Here is a 24,737-nt window from a genome sequence, read left to right as displayed (position 1 = left end):
AGTTCTGGCCTTAAAGTTCCGGTGCGACGAGATCGGTTACCTCGCCATCCACACTGAGCGGCGCACCGGTCATGGCCTGCAATTCTTCAAATGTCATCGCCGGCAGCTTTTCGCGCAGTACGAAACGGCCATCCACCACGTCGATGACGGCATGGCTGGTATAGATGCGGGTGATGCAGCCGACGCCGGTCAGCGGAAAAGCGCATTTCTCAACGAGCTTCGGTTCGCCGTTCTTGGTCACATGCTCGGTAATGACGAAGACCTGCTTGGCGCCATGCACCAGATCCATGGCCCCGCCGACGGCCGGCACACCCTTGGAGCCGACGCGCCAATTGGCGAGATCGCCATTCTGCGCCACCTGATAGGCGCCGAGGATCGCCACATCCAGATGCCCGCCGCGCACCATGGCGAAGCTATCCGCATGGTGGAAGAAGGCCGCACCGGGTTTCAGCGTCACGGCCTTCTTGCCGGCATTGATGAGGTTCCAGTCTTCTTCGCCTTCCGGCGGCGCCTCGCCGAAATTGAGGATGCCATTTTCGGTGTGGAAGATCGCCTGACGGCCGGGCGGCTGGTAACGTGCCACCATTTCCGGAAAGCCGATGCCGAGATTGACGTAAGCGCCGTCCTCGATGTCCTGCGCCGCACGCCATGCGATCTGGGCGTTGGAAAGCTTGATGTCTTCGCGGGTGTCGATGGTCGTGGTCATGCGTAGGCTACTCCGGCGCGAATGAGGACTTCTTCCTGTTGCGGATCGGGGATTTCCACGACGCCGTTCACGAAAATGCCTGGCGTGACAACATGCTCCGGGTCGATCTCCCCGGCGGCGACGATCTTCGAGACCTGCGCAATGGTGGTAATCGCCGCCATGCACATCAGCGGGTTAAAGTTGCGGCCAGCCTTGTTGTAGGTGAGGTTGCCATAGGTATCGCCAAGCTCGGCTTTCACGATGGCGAAATCCGCCTTCAGCCAGCGTTCCTGCACGTAAGAGCGGCCGTCGAATTCCGCGATGACCTTGCCTTCGGCCAGTTCCGTACCGAAGCCGGTGGGGGTGTAGAAGGCCGGAATGCCGGCACCGCCGGCGCGGATGCGCTCGGCAAGCGTGCCCTGCGGCACCAGTTCCAGCTCGATTTCGCCGGCCAGATACCGATCAGTGAAGGCCCGCGGATCGGAAGAGCGCGGGAAGGAGCAGATCATATTCCTGACCATGCCCGCGTCGATCATAGCGGCGATGCCGATGCGGCCGTTGCCGGCATTGTTGTTGATGACCGTCAGGTTCTTCGGACCCTTGTCGATCAGCGCATGGATCAGCTCGATCGGCGCGCCGGAGCCGCCAAAACCGCCGATCATGATCGTCGCACCGTCGCCGATAGCGGAAAGCGCCTCTCTAGCACTCTTGATTGTCTTGTCCATTCTCAAAACCTCCATCCAGCCAAGCTGATGGAACCGGCAAGGCTGCGTGGCCATGAGGTAAATCCGAAACAACCTCGACGGCAAGGATTTTGTGCGTTATATGATTTTTGTTCGTATATCGCACAAATGGAGCTGCAAAATGGCGGTCAACGAAAGAGACATGATGGGCGGTCTCGCCAAGGGGTTGCGTGTGATCGAGGCTTTCAGCGCCGAGAGGCCGCGCCTTTCCATCTCCGATGCAGCCGAGATTACCGGGCTGGACCGCGCCACGACGCGCCGCTGTCTGCTCACGCTTTCAGAACTTGGTTATGCCGCCTATGACGGCAAGTTCTTCACCGTCACGCCGAAGGTGCTGCGGCTCGGCACCGGCTGCCTCGCCACAATGCCACTGCCGAAGATTGTGCAGCCGCTCATCGACCATCTCTCAGAGGAGATCGGCCAGAGCACCTCCGTCTCGATTCTGGATGAGACCGAAATCGTTTACGTGGCCCGCGCCGCCCAGCAGCGGGTCATGTCCATTGCACTGATGCCCGGATCGCGCCTGCCCGCCTATTGCACTTCGATGGGCCGCGTTCTTCTTTCGGCGCAACCATCCGAGCGGCGGCGCGACATTCTCGAAGCTTCCCGGCTGGTCGCCCGCACGGAAAAGACGATCACCGACATCGACGCCCTGCTCGCCGAAATCGAGGTGACCGGTCATCGCGGTTATGCGCTGATCGATCAGGAAGTCGAAGCCGGTCTTCGCTCCATCGCGGTGCCGCTGAAAAGCGTGCGTGGTCAGACGGTTGCTGCGCTTAACGTCGGGCTCGCCGCCTCGGCCGCCTCGATGGAGGAACTGGTGGAGCGATATTTGCCGGCGCTTCTTTCCGTTCAGCGGGAACTGGCGAGAATGCTGGTCTGAGGCGGCATCTGCAGCGCGCCGGCATCGCCCATTTTGCGCTGTTCGGCCAGCCGCCAGGCGCGCGGCGTCATGCCGGTCTCCCGCCTGAAGAAGCGGTTGAAATAGGCGGGATCGGCAAAGCCCAGCCCTTCCGCAATCATCTGCACGCTGGAAACCGTAAAGATCAGTTCCTGCTGGGCGATCTCGATCTGACGCTTAGCGATCAACCGCTGCAGGCTGAGACCGGACACCGAGCGGACCAGACGGTTGAGATGGGTCTCGGACAGACCGAGCTTCTTTGCATAAAACCCGGCTTTTTGCGGCTCGCGAATATGGCGGGCGATCAGCGACAGCAACCGCTCGAAACGCTGCCCGGCAAGGCCTTCGCCACTCGCTTCCAGAAGCGGCCGCGCGGCCCGTGAAAGAAGCGTGACCACGGTGGCCAGCTGGCCTTCGATCATCGCATTGCGGCCGATCTCGCGGGCCTCATATTCCGCGGAAATCCGTTCGAAACCCTGGCTCAGGCATTCTCCCTCGGCAAAGTCCCGCAAGGGCAAAAGCACCGGCTGCTGGAAATTGCGCAGCAAAAGCGCCTGCACCGATGCCGGCAACGCGCCCGGCAGCATGGTGACGATCACCCCGCCAATATCGCGCGAGAAACGGAAGCCGTGCTCGAAACCCGGCGGCACGATGATGGCGACGGGCGGGCGGATAGGTTCGATGCGACCATCCAGCAACGCATCGCCCTCACCGCCAAAAATGTACAAGATTTGCAGAAAGGCAGAGTGGCGATGCAGTCCGATTTCGAAACGGTGCAGGCTGCTTCTCGAAAAAAGCGTCTCGCAATGGAAGCGAAAATCAATGCTTTGTGCCGCTTCTTCGCCATAAAGCCCCTCACTCGCAGCAATCCGCATCTTATCTCCCTCCTCCACCTCATGGTCGGATTGTGCAATTTACGGATCAGAAAGTCCATTGAGCTTGTGGCCCGCCTTGGTCAATTTCCTGACAGGAGACAAGTCCGGGAGGAAACAATGCGCACACAGGTCGTCATCATCGGCTCCGGCCCATCTGGGCTTCTGCTTGGCCAGCTTCTGGCCAAAGAAGGCGTCGAGACCGTCATTCTGGACCGGGCCGGCAAGGATTATATCCTCGGCCGTGTCCGCGCCGGCGTGCTGGAAGAGGGCACGGTGCATCTCATGGAAAAGGTCGGCGCGGATAAGCGCCTGCACCGGGAAGGCCTGCCGCATGATGGTTTTTCGCTGACCTTCGACGGCCGCGACCATCGCATTGATCTGTTCGATCTGACAGGTGGCAGCAAAGTCATGGTCTATGGCCAGACCGAGGTGACGCATGACCTGATGGATGTCCGTGAAGCGGCGGGCCTCATGACCATTTACGATGCCGCCAATGTCGAGCCGCATGATTTCGATGGCGCCAGCCCCTATGTCACCTATCAGAAAGACGGCATAACCCACCGGATCGATTGTGATTTCATCGCCGGTTGTGACGGTTTTCATGGGGTGAGCCGCAAATCCGTGCCTGATGGCGCGATCAAGGAATTCGAGAAGGTCTATCCCTTCGGCTGGCTTGGCATTCTGGCCGATGTGCCGCCCGTCAACCATGAACTCATCTATGCCAACCATCCGCGCGGTTTTGCGCTCTGTTCCATGCGCTCAAACACGCGCAGCCGTTATTACATCCAATGTTCGCTGGATGACCGGCCGGAAGACTGGAGCGACGAGCGCTTCTGGGATGAACTCCGCCGCCGCCTGCCGGAAAACCATGCGGATGAAATGGTGACCGGACCTTCCTTTGAAAAATCCATCGCGCCGCTGCGATCCTTCGTCTGCGAACCCATGCGGTTCGGGCGGCTGTTTCTGGCCGGCGACGCCGCCCATATCGTGCCGCCGACGGGCGCCAAGGGCCTCAACCTCGCCGCCAGCGACGTGTATTATCTGAGCGAGGCGCTGATCGAGTTTTATCGCGACCGGTCAGAGACCGGCATCGACGGCTATTCGCAGAAGGCGCTTTCCCGCGTCTGGAAGGCCGTGCGTTTTTCCTGGTGGATGACGACGATGATGCACCGTTTCCCGGATACGGGGGAGTTCGGCCAGCGCATTCAGGAAGCGGAACTGGATTACCTCGTGCAATCACGCGCCGCTTCCACCGCGCTTGCGGAGAACTATGTCGGGCTTCCTTACTGAGAGGTGGCCTCCGCCCTCCCATCCAGCAACTCACCCGCCGCTTCGCGAATAGCCTGCATCAGCAGCGAGAGCGGCAGCGAAGGCTGCGTATCGGCTCTCACCGTCAGCCCCACCGGGCCGCTGGTATCGCCGGTATCAACCGGCAGGATCGCCAGAATGCCGTCCGCCACATCCGCCGCCACCACGCCTTCGGAGATGATCCAGATCGCATCGCTGGTGCGCAAAAAGGCGCGACCAAAGGCGTCGGACACGGTTTCGATGCGGATCGGCAGGGCCGGCACGCCGTTGGCGATCAAAAACTGCTCGACGACAGGGCCGATAACCGATTGCCGCGTCGGCATCAGCACCGGATATTCATGCAGGTGGTCGAAGACCGAAAGACCGGGTGACAGCAACGGGTGCCCGACGCGCACAACGAAGCGCACCTTCTCAGAATAGAGATGCTCGAAGGAAAAGCCCGCCATTTTCTGCGGCGCGGCCAGCCGGCCGACAACGAGGTCGAGATCGCCGACGCGCAGCTGCTCCAGCAGCACGGCGTTTTCGCCGGTCACGATCTTCACCGGGCTGCCGGTCTTTTCCGCCAGAAACCCGGCCATCGCCTGCGGCATGATCCGCACCGAAACCGTGGGCAAAGCCCCCACCCGCACCGGCGGACCGGCGCGCGCCGCCTCCTGCGAGACCGAATCGACCGCCTGCCGCAGCGCCGTCATCGTCGCGCCGGCATGGCGCAGGAAGATCTCGCCATAACGGCTGATGCGGATGCCGCGCCCTTCCCGGTCGAACAGCGAGACGCCGAGAATCTCTTCCAGCTCACGGATGGTTTTCGTCACCGCCGGCTGGCTGACATGCAGGATTTCCGCAGCACGGATGACGCTTTTCTGCCGTGCCACCTCCACGAAGGTCTGCAGGTGGCGGAACTTGATACGCTGATCGACCATCGCTCATATAATCCACAGGTTATGATTTTCATCCATAATGTCATTTTACTTAACCGGAACCGGCTTGCAATATCCCTGGCAGGAGGAGCATGCCATGCATTTTCTGCGCTGCGGCGAGACCGTGATCCATTATCGCACCAAGGGATTAGACAGCGGCAAGCCGGTCATCGCCTTCATCAATTCGCTCGGCACCGATTTCCGCATCTGGGATGCGGTGATCGAAGCGCTCGGCGATGACTATGCTTTTGTTCTGCACGACAAGCGCGGCCACGGGCTTTCCAATGTCGGGCACGCTCCCTATTCCATCGACGATCATGCCGGTGATCTGATCGCACTCCTCGATCATCTTGGTGTGAAGAGCGCGATCATCTGGGGCCTGTCGGTGGGCGGTCTGATTGCACAGGGGCTTTATGCCCGCCGTCCCGATCTCGTCCGCGCGCTCGTGCTCAGCAACACCGCCCACAGGATCGGCACGGCCGAGATGTGGAACACCCGCATCGACAAGATCGCCGCCGATGGCCTCGCCTCGCTGGTTGATCCCGTCATGGAGCGCTGGTTCACGCCAGCGTTTCGCCAGCCTGACAATGCTGCCTATGCCGGTGCGCGCAACATGCTTTCGCAGCAGCCGGAAGCCGGTTACAGCGGCACCTGCGCCGCCATCCGCGATGCGGATTTTACCGAAGCCACTGGGCGCATCGCCGTGCCGACGCTTTGTGTCGCGAGCGATCAGGATGGCTCCACCTCACCGGAGCTGGTGCGGACGCTTGCCGATCTCATTCCCGCAAGCCGTTTCGTGACCATTGCCGGCTGCGGCCACATCCCATGCCTTGAACAGCCGCTTGCCTACACACAGGCGGCCTCAATTTTTCTGAAGACCTTGCCGGAGCATTGACCGATGGCGGACCATATCGACAAGAACGAACGATTCGAACAGGGCATGAAGACCCGCCGCTCCGTGCTGGGCGACGCCCATGTCGACCGGGCGCAAACCATGACGTCCGGCTTCGACCAGCCCTTCCAGCAGCTCATCACCGAAGCCGCCTGGGGAACGGTGTGGTCCGGCAACCATTGGACGAAGCGCGAGCGCTCGATGGTCACCATCGCGCTGCTTGCCGCGCTCGGGCAGGACGAGGAGCTTGCCATGCATGTGCGCGCCACCGTCAACACCGGCGCCACCGAGGCGGATATTCGCGAAGCGCTGCTGCATGTGGCGATCTATGCGGGCGTGCCCGCCGCCAACCACGCTTTCAAGATCGCCAAGCTTGCCCTGGCCAGCATGAAGGCCGATAGTTCCCCTGATAATTCTGGCGCTGATCATTCTGGCGATGGGGAGGAGACGAAATGAGCAACCAGCCGCCCGAAACCGGACCGTTCTTCGCGCGCAACCGCGACATTCACCCGCTGGCCTATGCGCCCGGCTACAAGACCTCGATCCTGCGCTCGCCGCAGCGCGCGCTGATTTCGCTTGATGGCACCAAGAGCGAGATCACCGGTCCCGTTTTCGGCCACGGTATGCTGAACCCGCTGGATAACGACCTCATCCTCAATTACGCCCGCCCCGGCGAAATGCCCATCGGTCCGCGCCTTCTGGTGCACGGCCGGGTGCTGGACGAGCGCGGCCGCGGCGTGGATGGCGCGCTGGTGGAATTCTGGCAGGCCAATGCCGGCGGGCGCTATCGCCACAAGAAGGAAAGCTATCTCGCCGCCATTGATCCGAATTTCGGCGGCGTCGGCCGCACGATTACGGATGAGAACGGCTATTACTGGTTCAAGACCATCCAGCCGGGCGCTTACCCCTGGCCGAACGGCGTCAATGACTGGCGGCCGGCCCATATCCATTTTTCCGTCTTCGGCCACGGGTTCGCCCAGCGGCTCATCACCCAGATGTATTTCGAAGGCGACCCGCTGATCTGGAAATGTCCGATCGTAAAGACCATTCCGGATGAGGATGCCATCAAGCGGCTGATCGCGCCGCTGGACATGAATGCGACGCTGCCGATGGACATGCTGGCCTATAAGTTCGATATCGTCCTGCGCGGTCGCCGTTCGACCCTTTTCGAAAATCGCATGGAGGGCAACTGACCATGGTTCAGCCGCTCAACTATTTCAAAGAGACCGCCTCGCAGACGGCGGGACCCTATGTGCATATCGGCTGCACGCCCAATTTCGTCGGCATCGAAGGCGTGTTTGACAAGGATCTGGGGTCCGGTCCGCTTTATAACGATAAGGCGCGCGGCGAACGTATCAGCGTGCGCGGCACGGTTTATGACGGCGCGGGAATGCCGCTGAAGGACGCATTGATCGAAATCTGGCAGGCCGATACCGACGGTTATTACAACAGCCCGAGCGAAACACGCGGCAAGGCTGATCCGAATTTCATCGGCTGGGGCCGCTCGCCTGGCGACATGGATACCGGCGAATTCATTTTCGAAACGATCAAGCCCGGCACGGTCCCGTTCCGTGACGGCCGGCCGATGGCGCCGCACATCACCTTCTGGATCGTTGCGCGCGGCATCAATATCGGCCTGCAGACCCGCATGTATTTTCCGGAAGAACAGGAGGCCAATGCCGCCGATCCGGTTCTTGCCCGCGTCGAGCAGAAAAGCCGTATCGCCACGCTCGTCGCCAAAAAGGAAGAAGGCAACGTCTATCGCTTCGATATCCGCCTTCAGGGCGAAGGCGAAACCGTGTTTTTCGATATCTGAGCGAGACGGAAGATGAGCCTTTCCCCCTTCGAACATCCGTTTCTGTCCGGCCTTTTCGGCGACAGCGAGATCGTCGAGCTGTTTTCGGCGAGAGCGGATATCGACGCCATGGTCCGTTGCGAGAAGGCGCTGGCGCAGGCGGAAGCGGAGGCCGGCATCATCTCCGAGGATGTGGCGGAAGCGATCGTCTTGGGGCTTTCGGACTTTGCCGCCGATATGACCGCACTTCGCCACGGCGTCGCGAAGGACGGCGTTGTGGTTCCCGAACTCATCCGGCAGATGCGGGCAGCGGTCGCCGGTCAGGCGGCGGACAAGGTGCATTTCGGCGCGACCAGCCAGGATGTCATCGATACCAGCCTGATGCTGCGGCTGAAAATGGCGGCGGAAATCATCGCCACCCGGCTCGGTCACCTCATCGATACGCTGGGAGACATCGCTTCCCGCGACGGCCACAACCCCTTGACGGGCTATACCCGCATGCAGGCCGCCATCGGCATCACCGTCGCCGACCGGGCGGCGAGCTGGACCGCGCCACTCGAACGCCATCTGTTACGGCTCGAAATCTTTGCGCAGAACGGCTTTGCCCTTCAGTTCGGCGGCGCGGCCGGCACGCTGGAAAAGCTTGGCGACAATGCCGCTGCAGTGCGTACCGATCTTGCAAAGCGCCTCGGCCTTGCCGACAGGCCGCAATGGCAGAGCCAGCGCGATGGCGTCGCCGAATTCGGCAATATTCTCTCGCTGATCACCGGTGCGCTGGGCAAGTTCGGCCAGGATATTGCGCTGATGGCGGAACTCGGCGCGGAAATCCGCCTCTCCGGCGGCGGCGGCTCCTCGGCCATGCCGCACAAGCAGAATCCGGTCAATGCCGAAACGCTGGTGACACTGGCACGGTTTAATGCCGTGCAGATATCCGCAGTGCATCAGTCGCTTGTCCACGAACAGGAGCGGTCCGGTGCTGGCTGGATGCTGGAATGGATGACGCTGCCGCAAATGGTGACGGCAACGGGTGCATCCCTGCTGATCGCCGAACGCCTCGCGGGACAGATAGACAGGTTGGGCACGGAAAAAAGCTAGTCGAGAGACCCACGGATTTTGATTGAAATCGGCTTCCCCGGCACTTCACGCCACACCTTCGGCGGCAGTGTTTGCGTGCATTGAAAACGCTTGCGCCTTTGCGCATTAGCTATTGATAACACAAGATTTTCTTAAAAATAACGAATGTAGAAAAAACGGCTTTTCAGCTGCTTTTTAACCGGATGAAGCGCTTGACACAAAAATGAACTAACTGGTACAAACAATCATGTCGAAGCCATGCTGCGGGTGAGGAAAACAACCTTCTGGACATGGTCAGACAAATGGAGGGCTTTGGCGCCGTAAGGTTCCCAAAGCGATAAGGACAAGGCGAAACGCCTGTCCGGACCCGAAGGGGTTGGGAGGAAGAATGTCTTACAGTCTCGATTTTTCGGTGGTCATGGACCGCCTGCCCGAGCTGCTTTTGGCCTGTCTGGCGACGATCGGCCTTGCCATTGCCGGCATGTCGCTCGCCACCGTCATCGGGGTTCTCGGCGTCGTTGCCCGTCGTTCGCGCTTCAAGCTGCTGCGCGGTCTGGTCATTGGCTTCGTCGAAGCCATCCGCAACACGCCGTTTCTGGTGCAGATATTCTTCATTTTCTTCGCTTTGCCGCAGGTTGGCATCAAGCTTAACCCCACCGTCACCGCCATCATTGCGCTGGCTCTCAACGGCGGCGCCTATGCCATTGAAATCATTCGCGGCGGCGTGGATTCCATTCCCAAGGGCCAGGTGGAGGCTGGGCTGGCGCTCGGCCTGCATCGGTCACAGATATTCCGCCACATCATTCTGAAGCCGGCACTGCGCGCGGTCTATCCGTCGCTCACCAGCCAGTTCATCATGCTGACGCTGACCACCTCGGTCTGCACCTCGATCGCCGCTTACGAACTGACATCCGTGGCCCAGAAGATCGAGGCGGACACCTTCCGGTCCTTCGAGGTCTATTTCTCGATCACGCTGCTCTATCTCATCATTTCCTCGCTGATGATGGGCATCTTCTCGCTCATCTCCCGCGCATCCTTCAGCTATCCGGTCAAGTGAGGAAAAGACAATGGAATCCATCGGTCCCAACGAATTCTTCTTCCTGATGCAAGGCCTGAAATGGACACTTGCGCTGACCGTGATCGGCTTTATCGGCGGCGGTGTCTTCGGTCTCTGCGTGGCGCTTGCCCGCGTTGCCGACAATGCCGCTATCCAGCGCGCCAGCACCGGTTACATCGCCGTCTTCCAGGGCACTCCGCTCCTGATGCAACTATTCGTCGTCTATTACGGCGTGGCGCTTGCCGGCCTCAATGTCGATGCATGGATTGCTGTTGCCATCGCCTTCACCCTGCATGCCAGCGCCTTCCTTGGCGAAATCTGGCGCGGCGGCATCCAGGCGGTGCCGAAAGGCCAGACGGAAGCCGCCAATGCGCTCGGCCTGCATTATATCTCCCGCATGAAGGACGTGGTTCTGCCGCAGGCCTTCAAGATTTCTCTGCCCGCGACCATCGGTTTTCTGGTGCAGCTCATCAAGGGCACCTCGCTCGCGGCCATCGTCGGCTTCGTCGAACTCTCGCGCGCCGGCCAGATCGTCTCCAACCAGACGTTCCGCCCGCTCACCGTCTTCGCCATCGTCGGCATCATCTATTTCCTGATCTGCTGGCCGCTTTCCCTGTGGGGCGCGGGTGTGGAGAGACGGATGCAGGCCAATTCCCGTTAACAACCAAAACCATCTCATCAGCTTTGTAAGGAGGAGCAAAAGATGAAAACCACCAGCATGAAATTCTCTCGCCGCGCCCTGCTCGCGCTTGCCGCGGCAACGGTTGCCCTACCCTTTATCGCACCGGTCGATGCTTTCGCCGGCACGGTGGAAGAGGCCAAGGCCAAGGGCAAGGTCGTCATCGGCATTCAGGGCGACAATTCGCCATGGGGCTTCGTCAATTCCAGCGGCGTACAGGACGGTCTCGATGCCGATATCGGCAAGGCCTTTGCCGATTATCTCGGCGTCAAGGTGGAGTTCGTGCCGCTCGCTGTGGCAAACCGCATTCCGGCGCTTCTGACCGGCAAGGTCGATCTGCTGTTCGCAACCATGGGCATGACCGCCGAACGCGCAAAGACCATCCAGTATTCCAAGCCCTATGCCGGCAACGTTCTCTCGGTCTACGGCCCGAAGGACAAGAAGATCGCCGGTTATGACGATCTGACCGGCGTCTCCGTCGGCGTGCCGAAGTCGAGCGCCATGGATACCTCGATCACGGCAGGCGCCGGCTCGAAGGCCAACATCCTGCGCTTTGATGATGATGCCGCCAATATTCAGGCGCTCATCTCCGGCCAGGTTGAGGTCGTCGGCGGCAACCAGTTTTATGGCGACCGTCTGAACAAGGCGGCCGAAGGCAAATACGAGCCGAAGTTCGATCTTACGACGCTTTATAACGGCGCCGGCACCCGTCCCGGTGAAAAGGACTGGAACGAGACCGTCAACGCCTTCCTCGACAAGATCAAGTCCGACGGCCAGCTGGCCAAGATCTATGACAAGTGGATGAAGCGCGAAGTTCCGGCCTTCCCGGACAGCCTGCCCGACATCCCGTTCACCGTGAAGTAATCCGGAGGTTTCCATGCCGCAATCCGCCACTGCCGAGGTTCCGCTTATCGCCCTTCAAGGGGTTGGAAAGTGGTATGGAGCCTTCCATGCGCTTAAAAATGTCAACATGACGGTTCGCAAGGGTGAGAAAATCGTCCTTTGCGGCCCGTCGGGTTCGGGAAAATCCACCCTTATCCGCTGCATCAACCATCTGGAGGAAATCCAGGAAGGCAAGATCACGGTGGAAGGGACCACGCTTTCGGATTCGAGCCGTGCCATCGATGCCGTTCGCCGCGAAGTGGGCATGGTGTTCCAGAGCTTCAATCTCTTCCCGCACAAGACCATCATGGAAAACTGCACGCTCGCCCCCATGCGGGTGAAGGGCCTGTCGAAAGCCGATGCGGAGGCGACGGCGCGCAAATATCTGGAGCGCGTGCGCATCCTCAATCAGGCCGACAAATACCCGGCCCAGCTGTCCGGCGGGCAGCAGCAGCGTGCGGCGATTGCCCGGGCGCTGTGCATGGAGCCGAAAGCCATGCTGTTCGACGAGCCGACCTCGGCGCTCGATCCGGAAATGGTGAAAGAAGTGCTCGACACCATGATCGGCCTTGCCCGTGACGGCATGACGATGATCTGCGTCACCCATGAAATGGGCTTCGCCCGGCAGGTGGCCGACCGCGTGATCTTCATGTCGGAAGGCGAGATCATCGAGGAAGGCCCGCCGGAGGAATTCTTCAGCGATCCCAAGCATCAGCGCACGCGCACGTTCCTCGGCGAAATTCTCGCCCATCACTGAGGTTCGTCCATCTGCCCTCAGACTTGTGGCGACCTCTCGGCATACGCGACGTCATCCTCGGGCTTGACCCGAGGATCCACTGATTTCAACGGGCTATGGATCCTCGGGTCAAGCCTGAGGATGACGAAGGAGAGGTCTCAATACCTCGCCAGCAACCTGAAGGCAGGCGGAGCCTGCCCCGAAACGACGAACGACACTTGATCATGATAGAGAAACAATCCTTCAAGGTCGGCCTGATCGGCGCCGATATCCAGCTTTCCAAATCGCCCGCGCTGCACATGCGCGAAGGCGCTGCCCACGGCCTCGATTATTCCTATGAGCTGGTCGACGTCACCGCCCGCGAATTGCCGGCAAGCGCCCTTCCCGATCTGCTCGATGAGCTGGAAGCGCGTGGTTTTGCCGGTACCAACATCACCCATCCGTTCAAACAGGCGGTCATTCCGCATCTGGATGAACTCTCCGACGATGCCCGCATGCTTGGTGCGGTCAACACCGTGGTCTTCAAGGATGGCCGACGCATCGGCCACAATACCGACTGGTACGGCTTTTATGAAAGTTTCGTGCGCGGCCTGCCTGATGCGAAACGTGACCGGGCGCTGCTGGTCGGCGCTGGCGGAGCGGGCGTTGCGGTGGCCCATGCGGCGCTGAAGCTCGATATCGCCCATCTCGATATTTTCGACCGCGACTTTACGCGGGCGGAGCGGCTCGCCGATGAACTCAATGCCCGTTTCGGCGACGGCCGCGCTTTTGCCGTTGAAGACCCGGCTGCCTCCCTGCCCCTCGCCGATGGTCTCATCCATGCCACCCCCATGGGCATGCCTGCCCATCCGGGCATGCCGGTCGCGGCCGACCTCATCGAACAGCGGCACTGGGTGGCCGATATCGTCTATATGCCGCTCGTCACCGAACTTCTGGCGACGGCGGCGAAAAAGGGCTGTCGCACCCTGCCCGGCGGCGGCATGACGGTATTTCAAGCCGTCGGCGCATTCCGCCTGTTCTGCGGCCGCGAGCCGGATGCGCAGCGCATGACGGCGCATTTCACCGAACTGTGCATGGCGGAGGGTGTGGCATGAGCCTTTTCACCATCCTCAATGGCCCGAACCTCAACCTGCTCGGCCAGCGCCAGCCGGAAATCTACGGCTATGAGACCATGGCCGATGTGGAAGCCAACTGCCGCAAGGTGACCGATGCTGCCGGCCATGAGCTGTTCTTTGCCCAGAGCAACCGCGAATATGAGCTGATCGACTGGATTCACGAAGCGCGCGGCAAATCGTCGGGCATCGTCATCAATCCTGGCGCCTTTACCCACACATCAGTGGCGATCCTCGATGCGCTGAATGCCTTCGAAGCTGATGTCATCGAGGTCCATATTTCCAACATCCACAAACGCGAGGTTTTCCGCCACCATTCCTACGTCTCGACCCGCGCCGAAGGCGTAATCGCCGGTCTCGGCATCGAAGGTTACGAGGTGGCGTTACGCCATCTCATCAACCGTTTTTCCCGATCGTCGTGATATGGCCGGGCGTCAGCACATAACGCAGTACCATGTCGCTGACATGCCGCGACAATGTCTCCTGACCCTTTTCGGTAAACAGGCTGTCGCCGAAGATGAACGAAAAGGTCTCGGCGTTCGAAACGTTGAAGAAGGACAGCGCGCTGATCTGCCAGTGCAGTTCCAGCGCATCGATGCCATCGCGGAAGATGCCGCCTTTCTGGCCGCGCAGCAGCACGCCTTCAAGCGCATCAATGGCCGGCCGGTTGAGCTGACGGATGGTTTCCGACGATTGCATGTGCCGGCCATGATGGATGTTCTCGATCATCACCATGCGGATGAAGGCCGGATTGCGCCGGTGGTGATCGAAGGTGAACCGACAGAGCTTGTCGAGCGCCGCCGCCGGCTCCAGGTCGTCCAGCTCCAGATCGCTCTCACCCCCGCGCACCTTGGCATAGGCCTCTTCCAGCACACGCTGGTAAAGGCTCTCCTTGTCGCTGAAATAGTAATAGATCATGCGCTTGGACGTGCGCGTGCGGGCCGCAATTTCATCAATGCGGGCGCCGGAGAGACCGTTCTGCGAAAACTCTTCCATGGCCACCGAAAGAATGTCGCGGCGCACTCCCTCCGGATCGCGCTTCGCCTGCCGGCTGTCTCGGGTTCCGTTCGAAGTAGCGCTTTTGGTCATGATCCATTCCATCGGTGGGGCGGCTGGCCCAAGCCCACGCCCTGATTATTAACCAATCAGTACATAAGGCTGAAAAGGAAGGCAATATGGCGAGCTATGACACAGGCAGACACGGCATGCCAATGCGCACATCCATTGCAACCGTATCGATCAGCGGCGAATTTCCCGAAAAACTGGCGGCCATCGCCAAGGCAGGCTTCAGTGGCGTGGAGATTTTCGAAAACGATTTCCTGACCTATGACGCCTCCCCGCGCGAGGTGAAGGCGCTTGTCGCCGATCACGGGCTGGACATCACGCTTTTCCAGCCATTCCGCGATTTCGAGGGCATGCCGGAGCCGCACCGCGCCCGCGCCTTCGAACGCGCTCAGCGCAAATTCGACATCATGGGCGAACTCGGCACCGACCTGATGCTGATCTGCTCGAATGTCTCGCCGGTCTCGCTTGGCGGCATCGACCGCGCCGCCGCCGATTTCCATCAACTTGGCGAGCTTGCGGCAAAACACGGCGTGCGCGTCGGCTATGAGGCACTGGCCTGGGGCCGCCATATCAGCGATCACCGCGATGCCTGGGAGGTGGTGCGCCGCGCCGACCACGCCAATGTCGGCATCATTCTCGACAGTTTCCACACGCTCTCACGCAAGATCGACCCCAATTCGATCCGCTCCATCCCCGGCGACAAGATCTTCATCGTGCAGCTGGCCGATGCGCCGCTGATCGACATGGACCTGCTCTACTGGAGCCGCCATTTCCGCAACATGCCGGGCGAAGGCGACCTGCCGGTGGTGGATTTCATGCGCGCCGTGGCGGCGACGGGTTACAGCGGCCCGCTGTCGCTCGAAATCTTCAACGACCAGTTCCGCGGCGGCTCGGCCCGCCTGCTCGCCGAAGACGGTCACCGCTCGCTCATCAACCTCATGGATCAGGTGCGCCGTCTCGAACCCGATATTCGCATCGATGTGCCCGCCATGCCGGAACGGGTGCAAACGCAAGGGGTGGAATTCGTCGAATTCACCACGGCACCGGAGGAAAAAGCCCATCTGGAGACATTGCTCGCCACGCTCGGTTTCGAAAGAACCGGCAAGCACCGCAATCGCGATGTCGATCTTTATACGCAGGGCGATATCCGCATTGTCATCAACACCAGCGATGAAGGCGACAGTTTCGCCGGCGCGTCCTATTCCATCCACGGCACCAATGCCTATGCCTTCGGCCTGAAGGTCGATAATGCGCAGGCAGCGCTTGCCCGGGCCGAAGCGCTCGGCGCGCCGACCTTCACGGAACCGCGCAAGACCGGCGAAGTCGCCGTTCCCGCCATTCAGGGCGTGGGCAACGGCGTCATCTATTTCCTCGATGCCTCGCCGGCGCTCGCCTCCATCTGGGACAATGAGTTCGTGTCGACGCAGGGACGGAAGGCAGCCGAAGATGCCGGCCTGAAGCGCATCGATCACCTTGCGCAAACAACGCATTATGATGAAATGCTGACCTGGCTTCTGTTCTACACATCGCTGTTTTCCACCCGCCGCACGCCGATGGTCGATGTGGTCGATCCCGGCGGATTGGTGCGCAGTCAGGCAATTGAAAGCGTGCCCTCGCCGCATTTCCGCCTGACCATGAACGGCGCGGACAATCGCAAGACCTTCGCCGGCAAATTTCTGGCCGAGGGTTTCGGCACCAGCATCCAGCACATCGCCTTTGCCACCGATGATATTTTCGCGACGGCGAAGGCAATGCAGGCGCGCGGTTTCCACGCCCTGCCAATCTCGCGCAATTATTACGACGATCTGGAAGCCCGTTTCGGGCTGGAACCGGAATTTTCCGATGCCCTGCGAGAAGCAAGCATTCTTTATGACCGCGACGACAATGGCGAATATTTCCAGATATACAGCCGCACCTTCGGTGAAGGTTTCTTTTTCGAGATCATCGAGCGGCGTGGTGCCTATGCCGGTTATGGGGCCATGAACGCGCCTTTCCGCATTGCGGCCCAACGACGTCTTGCACCACCGGTCGGCATGCCGAAGGAATAATTGCCGTCGAAAACCGACAGTACGCAGCGACAGGAATGCCGCTGCGGCCGGCCGTTCTTCTCACGCCGGCGCCGTTATCTCGTAATCCCGTGGAATGGCGGAGGTGGCAGCAAACCACTCCGATGCCCGCGTCCGCTGCTGATGAAAATCAAAGGCGGCGCGATCGACAAAAAGTTCCTCCACCCGCCAGGTCAGAGGGTCCTCGGTCTGAGTGACGTCAAAGGAAATGCAGCCGGGTTCCGCTCTGGTCAGACGAAGGTGCTCGGGAAGATGGGTTTCCACAAGCTGGATATCCTCCACCGATGCGCAACGCAGGAAGCCGGATAATCTGACTGCGCCCGTTCTATTCGTCATGTTCGGTATCCTCGTTGGATTATTGTTTATCCGCCTGTAGCACGGGCAACGATACAATCGTCTACCATTGCGACATCACGATAAAATTTGTCCGCTTTCCCTTCCTCCCTCATCCTCGACAATAAGCCCTGAAGAGGCGTGGTACGCGCCCCCGCACATTGAGGCACACCCGCGCCCAAAATAAATGCACTTGCGCATTTGTAGAGCAGTACACAAAAATTGTTCAACACTCTGGACATGATTGTCGGGTTTTGTTAGCTTTTTTGTAAAACAAGGGTGGGGAATACAATTTCATGCGCAACATCGATTCCGGGGCCGATGCCGGGCATCTTGCCGGCACCGACACCGTGGCTTTCAAAGCCGGGGCAAGATCGCAATATCCGCGTCTGCCGGCTTCATCCGATGCCCATTGCGCCTTCGAGGCGGCGTGAGCCACCATGCGCTTTTCCTTCACATTCGCCTTCTTTCGCGCAACGCCTGATGCCGGCGCCTGTCCGACGCCCTTTTGCCCTTCCATAATTCAGATGGCCGCGCCAGAATTGCCGCGCACGCCAAGCCGGAGACGCTGACATGACTGCCGTAAACCGCAACGCCCTCCTCTCGGTCGAAGGCCTGAGCGTCGAGTTCGGCGACAGCCGCGTCGTAGACGACATTTCCTTTTCCGTCGAAGCAGGCAGGACCGTGGCGATCGTCGGCGAATCCGGGTCGGGCAAATCGGTCACCTCACTGTCCACCATGCGCCTTGCCGACATGATGGGCGCGACCTATCCCACCGGTAAAATCCTGTTTGAAGGCAAGGATTTGCTGAAGGCCTCGCAGAAGGAGATGCGCTCGATCCGCGGCAAGGAGATCGCCATGATCTTCCAGGAGCCGATGACATCGCTGAACCCGGTCTTCACCATCGGCGACCAGATTTGCGAAGTGCTTGTTCTGCATGAGAAGATGGGCAAGCAGGCGGCCATGGCGGAAGCAAAAAAGCTGCTCGACATGGTGCGGCTGCCCGATGCGGCCGAGCTTTTGCACCGTTACCCCCACCAGCTTTCCGGCGGCATGCGCCAGCGGGTGATGATCGCCATGGCGCTCGCCTGCCGACCGAAGCTCTTGATCGCCGACGAACCGACGACGGCGCTGGACGTGACCATTCAGGCGCAAATCCTCAACATCATGCGCGACCTGCAGAAGAAGCTCGGCATGGGCATGGTCTTCATCACCCATGATATGGGCGTGGTGGCTGAAATGGCCGATGACGTCGTCGTCATGTGGAAGGGCAAGAAGGTCGAGGAAGGTCCGGTCAAGGATATCTTCGGCAATCCGCAGCACCCCTATACGCGCGCCCTGCTTTCCGCCGTTCCGCGCCTCGGCAGCATGGAAGGCGAAGAGTTTCCCAAGCGCCTGCCGCTCACCGTATTGCAGGACGGCCAGCCGGTGGTGGTTGGCGAGGAACGCGTGCAGAACACCGCAAAATATGACGCCAAGCCGCTACTGTCGGTCAAGGACCTGTTCGTTCGTTTCGATATCCGCAAGAACCTGTTCGGCAAGGCGACACACCGTTGCAGCGCCGTCCAGAAGGTCAGCTTCGACATTCATGCCGGCGAGACGCTGGCGCTGGTGGGCGAATCCGGTTCGGGCAAATCCACCATCGGTCGCACCATCCAGCAGCTGCAATCGGCGGTGTCGGGAGAAATCTCCTTCAATGGCCGCAGCTATTCTGAGATGTCGGCGGCGGAACGGTTCCGCATGCGGCAGGAAGTGCAATATATCTTCCAGGACCCCTTCGCCTCGCTCGATCCGCGCAAGACGGTGGGTTTTTCAATTGCCGAGCCAATCAACACCCATGGTTTGATCAATGATCAGAAGGCCGTACGGCGGCGCGTGGATGAATTGCTGGAACGTGTGGGCCTAAGCTCCGAACATGCATCACGGTATCCGCACGAGTTTTCCGGCGGCCAGCGCCAGCGTGTCTGCATTGCCCGCGCGCTCGCTTCCGACCCGAAGCTCATCATCGCCGACGAGGCGCTCTCGGCGCTCGATGTCTCCATTCAGGCGCAGATCATCAATCTGTTCATGGACCTGCAGGCCGAGCGCGGTCTCGCTTATCTCTTCATCAGCCATGACATGGCGGTGGTGGAAAAGATGAGCCACCGCGTGGCCGTGCTTTATCTCGGCCAGATCATGGAAATGGGCAGCCGCCGGCAGGTCTTCGAAACCCCGACGCATGATTATACCCGCCGCCTGCTTTCGGCCGTGCCGGTCGCCGATCCCAAGATCGAGCGCCGCATCGCCATGATCGAGGGCGAAATCCCCAATCCCGTGCGCCGTGTCGGCGATGAGCCGGCCATTCTCGCCCATGAGGAAATCAATCCAGGCCACTTCATCGCGAAGAGCGCCTGAATAACAACCAGACCCACAACAATCTGAAGAGGAACAGGTAGATGACAATAATCAAGAAGGGGATGACGACAACGTTCGTCGCGCTTGCCATGGCCGCCACGGCCTTGACCGCCGCACCGGCTCTTGCCGCCGGCAAGATGACCATTTCCAGCCCGCAGGACCCCGGCAGCTGGGATCCGATCGACACCTTCCTCGTGCAATGGGCGGCTGTGGCCACCAACATCTTCGACGGCCTGACCTATCGCGGCCCGGACCTGAAACTGGCCCCCGGCCTTGCCGAATCCTGGGAAGAGCTGGATGAGGGCAAGCGCATCCGCTTCAAGCTGCGCCAGAACGTCAAGTTCCACAATGGCGAACCCTTCAACGCCGCCGCCGTCAAGTTCACCTTCGAGCGCCTTCTCGGCGAACAGGGTGCAAAAGGCCCGCAGCGCTCCAACTATGTCGCCATCGAAAGCGTCGACGTCATCGACGACTACACCGTCGACATGAAGCTGAAGGCGCCGGATCCGGTGCTGCTGACCAAGCTTGCCGGTTATGGCGGCATGATCGTTCCGCCGAAGTACATTCAGGAAAAGGGCGAGGATAATTTCAACCTCAACCCGGTCGGCACCGGTGCGTTCAAATTCGTTTCCTACGCACCGAAGACCAATATCAAGCTGGAAGCCAACCCGGATTACTGGGGCGGTGCGCCGAAGCTTTCCGAACTGGAATACCGTTTCATCGCCGAACCGGCGACCGCCGTTGCCGAATTGCAGGCCGGCCGCGTCGATCTCGTCATTCCGCCCACCATCCCGATCGGCATGATCCCAGTTATCGAGGGCGATTCCAAGCTGGAGATCGTCAGCGTTCCCGGCCCGACGGTGGATGCGCTGCGCTTCAACACCCGTGATGGCATCACCGCCGATCCGAAGGTGCGCAAGGCGATCATCATGGCCGTCGACCGTGGCACCATCGTCAAGTCGATCCTTGCCGGCCAGGCCTCCGAGATTGCAAGCTTCCAGAGCGCACTGTCCTTCGGTTACGATCCGGAACTGAAGCCGCTGCCTTACGATCCCGAGGGCGCCAAGAAGCTGCTCGCGGAAGCCGGCGTCAAGGCAGGTGCGGCGCTGCAGATCGATATCCGCGGCAATGACGCGACAATGAACGAGGTGGCGCAGGTTATTTCCAGCTACCTCTCCATGGTCGGCATCACCGCCACCATCAAGCCTTACGAAACCAACGTTCTGCTGAACGACATCATCCCGCAGGGCAAGACCGGCGCGATGTTCCAGCAGAAATGGGGCGGCTGGACCTTCGATTACGATAACACGGCCTATTCCATGTATCACTCGGGTGAAAAGTGGAACCCTTACGACAAGGACGAGAAGCTGGACAAGCTGCTGGAATCCCAGCGCCCGCTGACCGACCGTGCCGCGCGCGAAAAGATCCTCAAGGAAATCGGCAGCTATACCGCCGAACGCGCGCTGGAAATTCCGCTTTACAACACCAATGCCATTTATGGCATCAACAAGCGGGTCAAGGGTTTCGTCGCACCGCCGGACAACCGCCTGAAGCTTACCGACGTCACCGTCGAATAAGCGGGTTGATCCTCTGACACGCCGCCTTGTCCGACTCTCGCGGGCAAGGCGGGATTTCTCTTCCCCCGTTTCCTCGCAAGGTAAAAAACGTGGCCGGTTTCCTCATCAAGCGATTGCTGCAGGCGATTTTTGTCGTCATCGCCATCACCCTTCTCGTCTCTTTCGCCATCCGCCTGACGGGCGATCCGGCTGTCACCATGTTCCAGGGCGGCGGCAGCATGACGGAAGACGATCTGGCGCGCATTCGCGCGGCGCTCGGTACCGACCGGCCGTTCTTCGTGCAATATTTCAGCTTCCTGAAGGGCCTCGTAACGCTCGATTTCGGCCGCAGCTTCACCGGCAGCACGCCGGTCTCGCGGCTGATTGCCGACGCCCTGCCCGCCACGCTTTTGCTCGCCTTCATCTCGATGGCGGTGTCGATTGCGCTTTCGATCCCGCTCGGCATCAAGGCGGCGACTTCGCGCGGCAAGACGGCCGATCAGGTGATCCGCATCTTCTCGCTCGTCGGCCTGTCCTTCCCGAATTTCTGGCTGGCCACCATGCTGGTGCTCCTGTTCTCCATCACGCTCGGCTGGCTGCCGCCAAGCGGCATGGGCGGTTTTGCCAGCTACATCATGCCATCAGTCACCATGGGTGTGATCCTGACCGCCACCAATGTGCGCCTGGTGCGCACGGCCATGCTCGATACGCTGCGTTCGCAATATGTGATGGTGGCGCGCGCCAAAGGTCTCAGCGAAAGCAAGGTGCTGTACAAACACGCGCTGCGCAACTGCGCCATTCCGCTGATTACCTATTTCGGCCTGCAATTCGGCGGGCTGCTCGGCGGCATCGTCGTCATCGAGCGTGTCTTCAACTGGCCGGGTCTCGGCACGCTGGCTTTCGATGCGGTCGGCGCGCGTGATTATCCCGTGCTTCAGGCCGTCATCACCGTGCTGTCGCTGATGATCGTCGGCATCAACCTTCTGGTCGATATCGCCTATGGGCTTGTCGATCCGCGCATCCGCACGGAGTAAGTGACGATGGCTGCCAAAACCTCGCGCCTGTCGCGCTTCACCAATCTCGAATTCGTTCTCGGCGCGTTCCTCACCACCGTCATCTGCCTTGCCGTCCTCTTTTCCGACGTGCTGTTTCCCGGTGGGGCGGAGAAGATCGACCTGATGGCGCGCCTTGCCAAGCCCTTTGCCAATGCCGCCCATCCGCTCGGCACCGATCCGCTGGGGCGTGACGTGCTCGCCCGCGTCGTCGCCGGCGGCAAGATTTCGCTGCTGGTCGGTTTCACTTCGGTCATCGGCGCCGTCATCTTCGGCGTCGCCGTCGGTCTGGTCGCCGGTTATTATCGCGGCTTCTGGGATATGCTGGTCATGCGCTTTGCCGATATCCAGCTCGCCATGCCCTTCATCCTGCTTGCCATCACCTTCATCGCCATTGTCGGCGGCAGCCTTACCAACACCATCATCCTGCTGATCGTCTCGCAATGGGTGCAATATGCCCGCCTCGTGCGCGGCTCGGTGCTGACGCTGAGGGAGCGGGAATTCATCCTTTCCGCCCGCGCCATCGGCGTGAAGGACTGGCGCATCATCCTCCAGCATCTGCTGCCGAACCTTATCGGCCCGGTCATCGTGCTGATGACGTTGAATGTCGCCAACAACATCCTGCTGGAAAGCAGCCTCACCTTCCTCGGCCTCGGCGTCGATCCGACCATTCCGAGCTGGGGCGGCATGCTGGCGGATGGCCGCACCTATCTGCAGACGGCATGGTGGGTCAGCGTTTTCCCCGGCCTCGCCATTCTCCTTACCGTGCTTGGCCTCAACCTTCTCGGCGACTGGCTGCGCGACAGCCTTGACCCAACAGGCAGAACCTCGAGGTAACAGCGATGAGCCAGATTTTCGAACAGACCTTCGAGCGCACCCTGGACGCCCTTGTAGCCCGCGCCACGCCCGGCCAATCCTTCGAGGCATGGACCTTCGATGATGCCAAAAGCCGCCGCGAGGCCGAAGAGAGGCTGAAGAAGAAGGGCGTCAGCGCCCGTATCCGCAGCGCCTACAAGCCGCTTCTCTTCACCTTTCTGGAAGAGATCAATCTTGATGGCGTCGATAGCATCGAGGTGGGTTACCCGGTGCACGCAAACGCGCCCGCCAACCGTTTCCGGCTGGAGGCCTATCCGCTGGCAGCATTGGTCGGCGATGCGAAGATAGGCTTCATCGCCCGCAAGGACGATGCCTTCCATTATGACCTGACACTCAAGCGTGGCGACCGGACGGAGACACTGAAGGTTCTGGCTCCAAACCGGGTTCACGACGATATCGTCGGCGAAACCAATGTCTCACCCACCGGCTGGTTCCGTCTTGCGGGCGATATGACCGGCGAGCGGCTGGAGACGGATTACGAGCGGCTTTTCGAAGCGGCCATTAAAGCAGTCGCCAGCCACGACTGGGGTAATGAAGAACCCTATTTCGAGGAATTGAACATCCGCGCTGCGCATCCGGCCCAAGACCTGTCGCTGCCGGTCGGCGATGAAGTCATCAGCCTGCGTGAAGCGCTGCATGAGGATTTCTATTTCTCGCTCTTGGAATTCTTCCAGAAAAAATCGGGCCGGCCGCTGGGTGACCGCGGCCTGAAACCCGGCCAGATCGTTCCGGAAATCGTCAAGAGCAATGGCGAGGTTTCGGTCCGCATCGAGACCCGTGCGCTCACCACCGCCTTCCTCGATGGCAAGGAGCAAACGATCGATGCGGCCAGCGAACCGGTGGCCGCAGGTCAGATCGCAGGGTTGCTATCGGAGATCGGCGGCGAGGCCTTCGATGCCCGCTCGCGTTCCGGCCGCATTCTTGCCGCCCGTTACATTGCCGGCAGCGATGCCGCCGTGATGGTGAGCGGCGGCCAGCACCCCAACGAGACGACAGGCATCGTCGGCGCCATCCGCGCGGCCCGCAAGCTTGCAGAGCGCAAGGGTGCGCATTTCACCATATCCCCGCTGGAAAACCCTGACGGCTACGCCCTGCACCAACGGCTGCGCATCGACAATCCCCGTCATATGCACCATGCGGCACGCTACACGGCGCTGGGCGACGATCTCGAATATCGCACGCCGGAAAATTCAGGCAGCCATCTCAACGAGAAGGAAATCCGCTTCAAGGCGCAGGAGATAAGCGGCGCAAGCCTGCATGTGAACCTGCACGGATATCCCTCGCATGAATGGACGCGGCCTCTATCAGGTTATGTGCCGCGCAACTTCGCCATGTGGACACTGCCGAAAGGCTTCTTCCTCATCATCCGCCATCATGCCGACTGGGAAAGCCAGGCCGAAGCCCTGCTCGACAGGGTAACCCGCCATCTCGGCGCCATTCCCGGGCTGCTCGACTACAACAATCGCCAGATCGCGCTTTATGAAATCCACGCCGGCGAAACCGGTTTCCGCATCATCAACGGCTTCCCGTGCCTCTCGTCCATCGACGACCGCCACACCGTGCCGATGACGTTGATCACCGAATATCCCGATGAGACGATCTATGGCGATGATTTCATCACCGGCCATACTGCACAGATGGAAACGGTTCTATCTGCCTATGATGCCTGGCAGGAGATTCTCGTCGGGGAAACGGTCTGATATCGCAGCCGCCCGTAACGGGCGGCTTACTTCTCCGGC

Annotated in this window: 26 protein-coding genes; 20 read left to right on the top strand and 6 right to left on the bottom strand. The window is 60.4% G+C overall.

All coding sequences use genetic code 11. The features are described 5' to 3' along the window. Positions 1-10: 10 nt before the first annotated feature. On the bottom strand, positions 11-706 hold the full coding sequence (locus ACQZ5F_RS20965; RefSeq protein ID WP_046802009.1) for a CoA transferase subunit B: 696 nt from the start codon (positions 704-706) through the stop codon (positions 11-13). Beyond that, positions 703-1,410 carry a 3-oxoacid CoA-transferase subunit A gene (locus ACQZ5F_RS20960; RefSeq protein WP_448730896.1) on the bottom strand — a complete coding sequence of 236 codons (708 nt, stop codon included), beginning with the start codon at positions 1,408-1,410 and terminating at the stop codon, positions 703-705. Before ACQZ5F_RS20960 ends, ACQZ5F_RS20965 begins: the two co-directional genes overlap by 4 nt. Before the next feature lie 139 nt (positions 1,411-1,549). On the opposite strand from ACQZ5F_RS20960, the gene ACQZ5F_RS20955 reads away from it, so the two are divergent. After that, positions 1,550-2,311, top strand: a complete 762-nt coding sequence (locus ACQZ5F_RS20955) for an IclR family transcriptional regulator (protein ID WP_046802011.1) — start codon at positions 1,550-1,552, stop codon at positions 2,309-2,311. Here the strand turns inward: ACQZ5F_RS20955 and ACQZ5F_RS20950 are convergent. Beyond that, positions 2,281-3,204, bottom strand: a complete 924-nt coding sequence (locus ACQZ5F_RS20950; RefSeq protein ID WP_448730895.1) for a helix-turn-helix domain-containing protein — start codon at positions 3,202-3,204, stop codon at positions 2,281-2,283. The two genes, ACQZ5F_RS20955 and ACQZ5F_RS20950, sit on opposite strands and share 31 nt — an antisense overlap. A gap of 117 nt (positions 3,205-3,321) precedes the next feature. Between ACQZ5F_RS20950 and pobA the strand changes: the two genes are divergently transcribed. Continuing rightward, on the top strand, positions 3,322-4,494 hold the full coding sequence (pobA, locus tag ACQZ5F_RS20945; protein ID WP_448730894.1) for a 4-hydroxybenzoate 3-monooxygenase: 1,173 nt from the start codon (positions 3,322-3,324) through the stop codon (positions 4,492-4,494). On the opposite strand, the gene pcaQ is transcribed toward pobA, so the two are convergent. After that, positions 4,488-5,432, bottom strand: coding sequence for a pca operon transcription factor PcaQ (pcaQ, locus tag ACQZ5F_RS20940; RefSeq protein ID WP_052820640.1), 945 nt, complete (start codon positions 5,430-5,432; stop codon positions 4,488-4,490). The two genes, pobA and pcaQ, sit on opposite strands and share 7 nt — an antisense overlap. Before the next feature lie 94 nt (positions 5,433-5,526). Between pcaQ and pcaD the strand changes: the two genes are divergently transcribed. The 11 genes from pcaD to aroQ all read left to right on the top strand — a co-directional run bounded on the left by pcaD (position 5,527) and on the right by aroQ (position 14,078). Then, positions 5,527-6,324 carry a 3-oxoadipate enol-lactonase gene (pcaD, locus tag ACQZ5F_RS20935; protein ID WP_448730893.1) on the top strand — a complete coding sequence of 266 codons (798 nt, stop codon included), beginning with the start codon at positions 5,527-5,529 and terminating at the stop codon, positions 6,322-6,324. A 3-nt stretch (positions 6,325-6,327) separates the two neighbouring features. After that, complete coding sequence (pcaC, locus tag ACQZ5F_RS20930) at positions 6,328-6,777, top strand: 4-carboxymuconolactone decarboxylase (protein WP_046802016.1); 450 nt, start codon at positions 6,328-6,330, stop codon at positions 6,775-6,777. Then, on the top strand, positions 6,774-7,514 hold the full coding sequence (pcaH, locus tag ACQZ5F_RS20925; RefSeq protein ID WP_046802017.1) for a protocatechuate 3,4-dioxygenase subunit beta: 741 nt from the start codon (positions 6,774-6,776) through the stop codon (positions 7,512-7,514). The genes pcaC and pcaH overlap by 4 nt, the downstream gene beginning before the upstream one ends. 2 nt (positions 7,515-7,516) lie before the next feature. Then, positions 7,517-8,137: a protocatechuate 3,4-dioxygenase subunit alpha gene (gene pcaG, locus ACQZ5F_RS20920; RefSeq protein WP_046802018.1), complete on the top strand. Its 621-nt coding sequence runs from the start codon at positions 7,517-7,519 to the stop codon at positions 8,135-8,137. A 12-nt stretch (positions 8,138-8,149) separates the two neighbouring features. Beyond that, positions 8,150-9,211: a 3-carboxy-cis,cis-muconate cycloisomerase gene (locus ACQZ5F_RS20915; protein ID WP_448730892.1), complete on the top strand. Its 1,062-nt coding sequence runs from the start codon at positions 8,150-8,152 to the stop codon at positions 9,209-9,211. A gap of 367 nt (positions 9,212-9,578) precedes the next feature. After that, positions 9,579-10,247 carry an amino acid ABC transporter permease gene (locus tag ACQZ5F_RS20910; RefSeq protein ID WP_046802020.1) on the top strand — a complete coding sequence of 223 codons (669 nt, stop codon included), beginning with the start codon at positions 9,579-9,581 and terminating at the stop codon, positions 10,245-10,247. Between the two features lie 10 nt (positions 10,248-10,257). Next, a complete protein-coding gene (locus tag ACQZ5F_RS20905) occupies positions 10,258-10,908 on the top strand; it encodes an amino acid ABC transporter permease (protein WP_080842982.1) in 651 nt (216 codons plus the stop codon). A gap of 42 nt (positions 10,909-10,950) precedes the next feature. Continuing rightward, on the top strand, positions 10,951-11,790 hold the full coding sequence (locus ACQZ5F_RS20900) for a transporter substrate-binding domain-containing protein (protein ID WP_046802022.1): 840 nt from the start codon (positions 10,951-10,953) through the stop codon (positions 11,788-11,790). A 13-nt stretch (positions 11,791-11,803) separates the two neighbouring features. Beyond that, positions 11,804-12,565 (top strand): amino acid ABC transporter ATP-binding protein, encoded by a 762-nt coding sequence (locus ACQZ5F_RS20895; RefSeq protein ID WP_046802023.1) that lies wholly within the window; start codon positions 11,804-11,806, stop codon positions 12,563-12,565. Positions 12,566-12,768: 203 nt separating this feature from the next. After that, positions 12,769-13,638, top strand: a complete 870-nt coding sequence (locus tag ACQZ5F_RS20890) for a shikimate dehydrogenase (RefSeq protein WP_448730891.1) — start codon at positions 12,769-12,771, stop codon at positions 13,636-13,638. After that, positions 13,635-14,078: a type II 3-dehydroquinate dehydratase gene (gene aroQ, locus ACQZ5F_RS20885; RefSeq protein WP_448730890.1), complete on the top strand. Its 444-nt coding sequence runs from the start codon at positions 13,635-13,637 to the stop codon at positions 14,076-14,078. The genes ACQZ5F_RS20890 and aroQ overlap by 4 nt, the downstream gene beginning before the upstream one ends. Here aroQ and ACQZ5F_RS20880 read toward each other — a convergent pair. Next, on the bottom strand, positions 14,053-14,745 hold the full coding sequence (locus tag ACQZ5F_RS20880) for a TetR/AcrR family transcriptional regulator (protein WP_137087791.1): 693 nt from the start codon (positions 14,743-14,745) through the stop codon (positions 14,053-14,055). The genes aroQ and ACQZ5F_RS20880 overlap by 26 nt on opposite strands. A 122-nt stretch (positions 14,746-14,867) precedes the next feature. Here ACQZ5F_RS20880 and ACQZ5F_RS20875 point away from each other — a divergent pair, with 122 nt between their 5' ends. Then, positions 14,868-16,769, top strand: a complete 1,902-nt coding sequence (locus ACQZ5F_RS20875; RefSeq protein WP_448730971.1) for a bifunctional sugar phosphate isomerase/epimerase/4-hydroxyphenylpyruvate dioxygenase family protein — start codon at positions 14,868-14,870, stop codon at positions 16,767-16,769. Positions 16,770-16,829: 60 nt separating this feature from the next. On the opposite strand, the gene ACQZ5F_RS20870 is transcribed toward ACQZ5F_RS20875, so the two are convergent. Further along, positions 16,830-17,123, bottom strand: a complete 294-nt coding sequence (locus ACQZ5F_RS20870) for a putative quinol monooxygenase (RefSeq protein WP_290561116.1) — start codon at positions 17,121-17,123, stop codon at positions 16,830-16,832. Positions 17,124-17,416: 293 nt separating this feature from the next. Here ACQZ5F_RS20870 and ACQZ5F_RS20865 point away from each other — a divergent pair, with 293 nt between their 5' ends. The 6 genes from ACQZ5F_RS20865 (at position 17,417) to ACQZ5F_RS20840 (ending at position 24,698) form a co-directional block, all read left to right on the top strand. Beyond that, positions 17,417-17,554 carry a hypothetical protein gene (locus ACQZ5F_RS20865; RefSeq protein ID WP_197283345.1) on the top strand — a complete coding sequence of 46 codons (138 nt, stop codon included), beginning with the start codon at positions 17,417-17,419 and terminating at the stop codon, positions 17,552-17,554. A gap of 139 nt (positions 17,555-17,693) precedes the next feature. After that, complete coding sequence (locus tag ACQZ5F_RS20860; RefSeq protein WP_052820650.1) at positions 17,694-19,514, top strand: ABC transporter ATP-binding protein; 1,821 nt, start codon at positions 17,694-17,696, stop codon at positions 19,512-19,514. A 41-nt stretch (positions 19,515-19,555) separates the two neighbouring features. After that, entirely contained in the window at positions 19,556-21,091 is a 1,536-nt protein-coding gene (locus ACQZ5F_RS20855; protein ID WP_448730889.1) for an ABC transporter substrate-binding protein, read from the top strand. 89 nt (positions 21,092-21,180) lie between these two features. Further along, positions 21,181-22,104, top strand: coding sequence for an ABC transporter permease (locus tag ACQZ5F_RS20850; RefSeq protein WP_003505487.1), 924 nt, complete (start codon positions 21,181-21,183; stop codon positions 22,102-22,104). 6 nt (positions 22,105-22,110) lie between these two features. Then, positions 22,111-22,959 carry an ABC transporter permease gene (locus ACQZ5F_RS20845; protein ID WP_052820652.1) on the top strand — a complete coding sequence of 283 codons (849 nt, stop codon included), beginning with the start codon at positions 22,111-22,113 and terminating at the stop codon, positions 22,957-22,959. Between the two features lie 5 nt (positions 22,960-22,964). Beyond that, positions 22,965-24,698, top strand: coding sequence for a M14 family metallopeptidase (locus ACQZ5F_RS20840; RefSeq protein WP_448730888.1), 1,734 nt, complete (start codon positions 22,965-22,967; stop codon positions 24,696-24,698). Positions 24,699-24,737 lie beyond the last annotated feature (39 nt).

Source organism: Agrobacterium sp. 22-210-1, from assembly GCF_053522525.1.
This window is presented reverse-complemented; position numbering and strand designations above follow the sequence as displayed.

Excerpts from the sequence above, each read along its gene's own strand:
- ACQZ5F_RS20965 (WP_046802009.1), bottom strand. The coding sequence starts at position 706 with ATGACCACGACCATCGACACCCGCGAAGACATCAAGCTTTCCAACGCC.
- ACQZ5F_RS20960 (WP_448730896.1), bottom strand. The coding sequence starts at position 1,410 with ATGGACAAGACAATCAAGAGTGCTAGAGAGGCGCTTTCCGCTATCGGC.
- ACQZ5F_RS20955 (WP_046802011.1), top strand. The coding sequence starts at position 1,550 with ATGGCGGTCAACGAAAGAGACATGATGGGCGGTCTCGCCAAGGGGTTG.
- ACQZ5F_RS20950 (WP_448730895.1), bottom strand. The coding sequence starts at position 3,204 with ATGCGGATTGCTGCGAGTGAGGGGCTTTATGGCGAAGAAGCGGCACAA.
- pobA (WP_448730894.1), top strand. The coding sequence starts at position 3,322 with ATGCGCACACAGGTCGTCATCATCGGCTCCGGCCCATCTGGGCTTCTG.
- pcaQ (WP_052820640.1), bottom strand. The coding sequence starts at position 5,432 with ATGGTCGATCAGCGTATCAAGTTCCGCCACCTGCAGACCTTCGTGGAG.
- pcaD (WP_448730893.1), top strand. The coding sequence starts at position 5,527 with ATGCATTTTCTGCGCTGCGGCGAGACCGTGATCCATTATCGCACCAAG.
- pcaC (WP_046802016.1), top strand. The coding sequence starts at position 6,328 with ATGGCGGACCATATCGACAAGAACGAACGATTCGAACAGGGCATGAAG.
- pcaH (WP_046802017.1), top strand. The coding sequence starts at position 6,774 with ATGAGCAACCAGCCGCCCGAAACCGGACCGTTCTTCGCGCGCAACCGC.
- pcaG (WP_046802018.1), top strand. The coding sequence starts at position 7,517 with ATGGTTCAGCCGCTCAACTATTTCAAAGAGACCGCCTCGCAGACGGCG.
- ACQZ5F_RS20915 (WP_448730892.1), top strand. The coding sequence starts at position 8,150 with ATGAGCCTTTCCCCCTTCGAACATCCGTTTCTGTCCGGCCTTTTCGGC.
- ACQZ5F_RS20910 (WP_046802020.1), top strand. The coding sequence starts at position 9,579 with ATGTCTTACAGTCTCGATTTTTCGGTGGTCATGGACCGCCTGCCCGAG.
- ACQZ5F_RS20905 (WP_080842982.1), top strand. The coding sequence starts at position 10,258 with ATGGAATCCATCGGTCCCAACGAATTCTTCTTCCTGATGCAAGGCCTG.
- ACQZ5F_RS20900 (WP_046802022.1), top strand. The coding sequence starts at position 10,951 with ATGAAAACCACCAGCATGAAATTCTCTCGCCGCGCCCTGCTCGCGCTT.
- ACQZ5F_RS20895 (WP_046802023.1), top strand. The coding sequence starts at position 11,804 with ATGCCGCAATCCGCCACTGCCGAGGTTCCGCTTATCGCCCTTCAAGGG.
- ACQZ5F_RS20890 (WP_448730891.1), top strand. The coding sequence starts at position 12,769 with ATGATAGAGAAACAATCCTTCAAGGTCGGCCTGATCGGCGCCGATATC.
- aroQ (WP_448730890.1), top strand. The coding sequence starts at position 13,635 with ATGAGCCTTTTCACCATCCTCAATGGCCCGAACCTCAACCTGCTCGGC.
- ACQZ5F_RS20880 (WP_137087791.1), bottom strand. The coding sequence starts at position 14,745 with ATGACCAAAAGCGCTACTTCGAACGGAACCCGAGACAGCCGGCAGGCG.
- ACQZ5F_RS20875 (WP_448730971.1), top strand. The coding sequence starts at position 14,868 with ATGCGCACATCCATTGCAACCGTATCGATCAGCGGCGAATTTCCCGAA.
- ACQZ5F_RS20870 (WP_290561116.1), bottom strand. The coding sequence starts at position 17,123 with ATGACGAATAGAACGGGCGCAGTCAGATTATCCGGCTTCCTGCGTTGC.
- ACQZ5F_RS20865 (WP_197283345.1), top strand. The coding sequence starts at position 17,417 with ATGCGCAACATCGATTCCGGGGCCGATGCCGGGCATCTTGCCGGCACC.
- ACQZ5F_RS20860 (WP_052820650.1), top strand. The coding sequence starts at position 17,694 with ATGACTGCCGTAAACCGCAACGCCCTCCTCTCGGTCGAAGGCCTGAGC.
- ACQZ5F_RS20855 (WP_448730889.1), top strand. The coding sequence starts at position 19,556 with ATGACAATAATCAAGAAGGGGATGACGACAACGTTCGTCGCGCTTGCC.
- ACQZ5F_RS20845 (WP_052820652.1), top strand. The coding sequence starts at position 22,111 with ATGGCTGCCAAAACCTCGCGCCTGTCGCGCTTCACCAATCTCGAATTC.
- ACQZ5F_RS20840 (WP_448730888.1), top strand. The coding sequence starts at position 22,965 with ATGAGCCAGATTTTCGAACAGACCTTCGAGCGCACCCTGGACGCCCTT.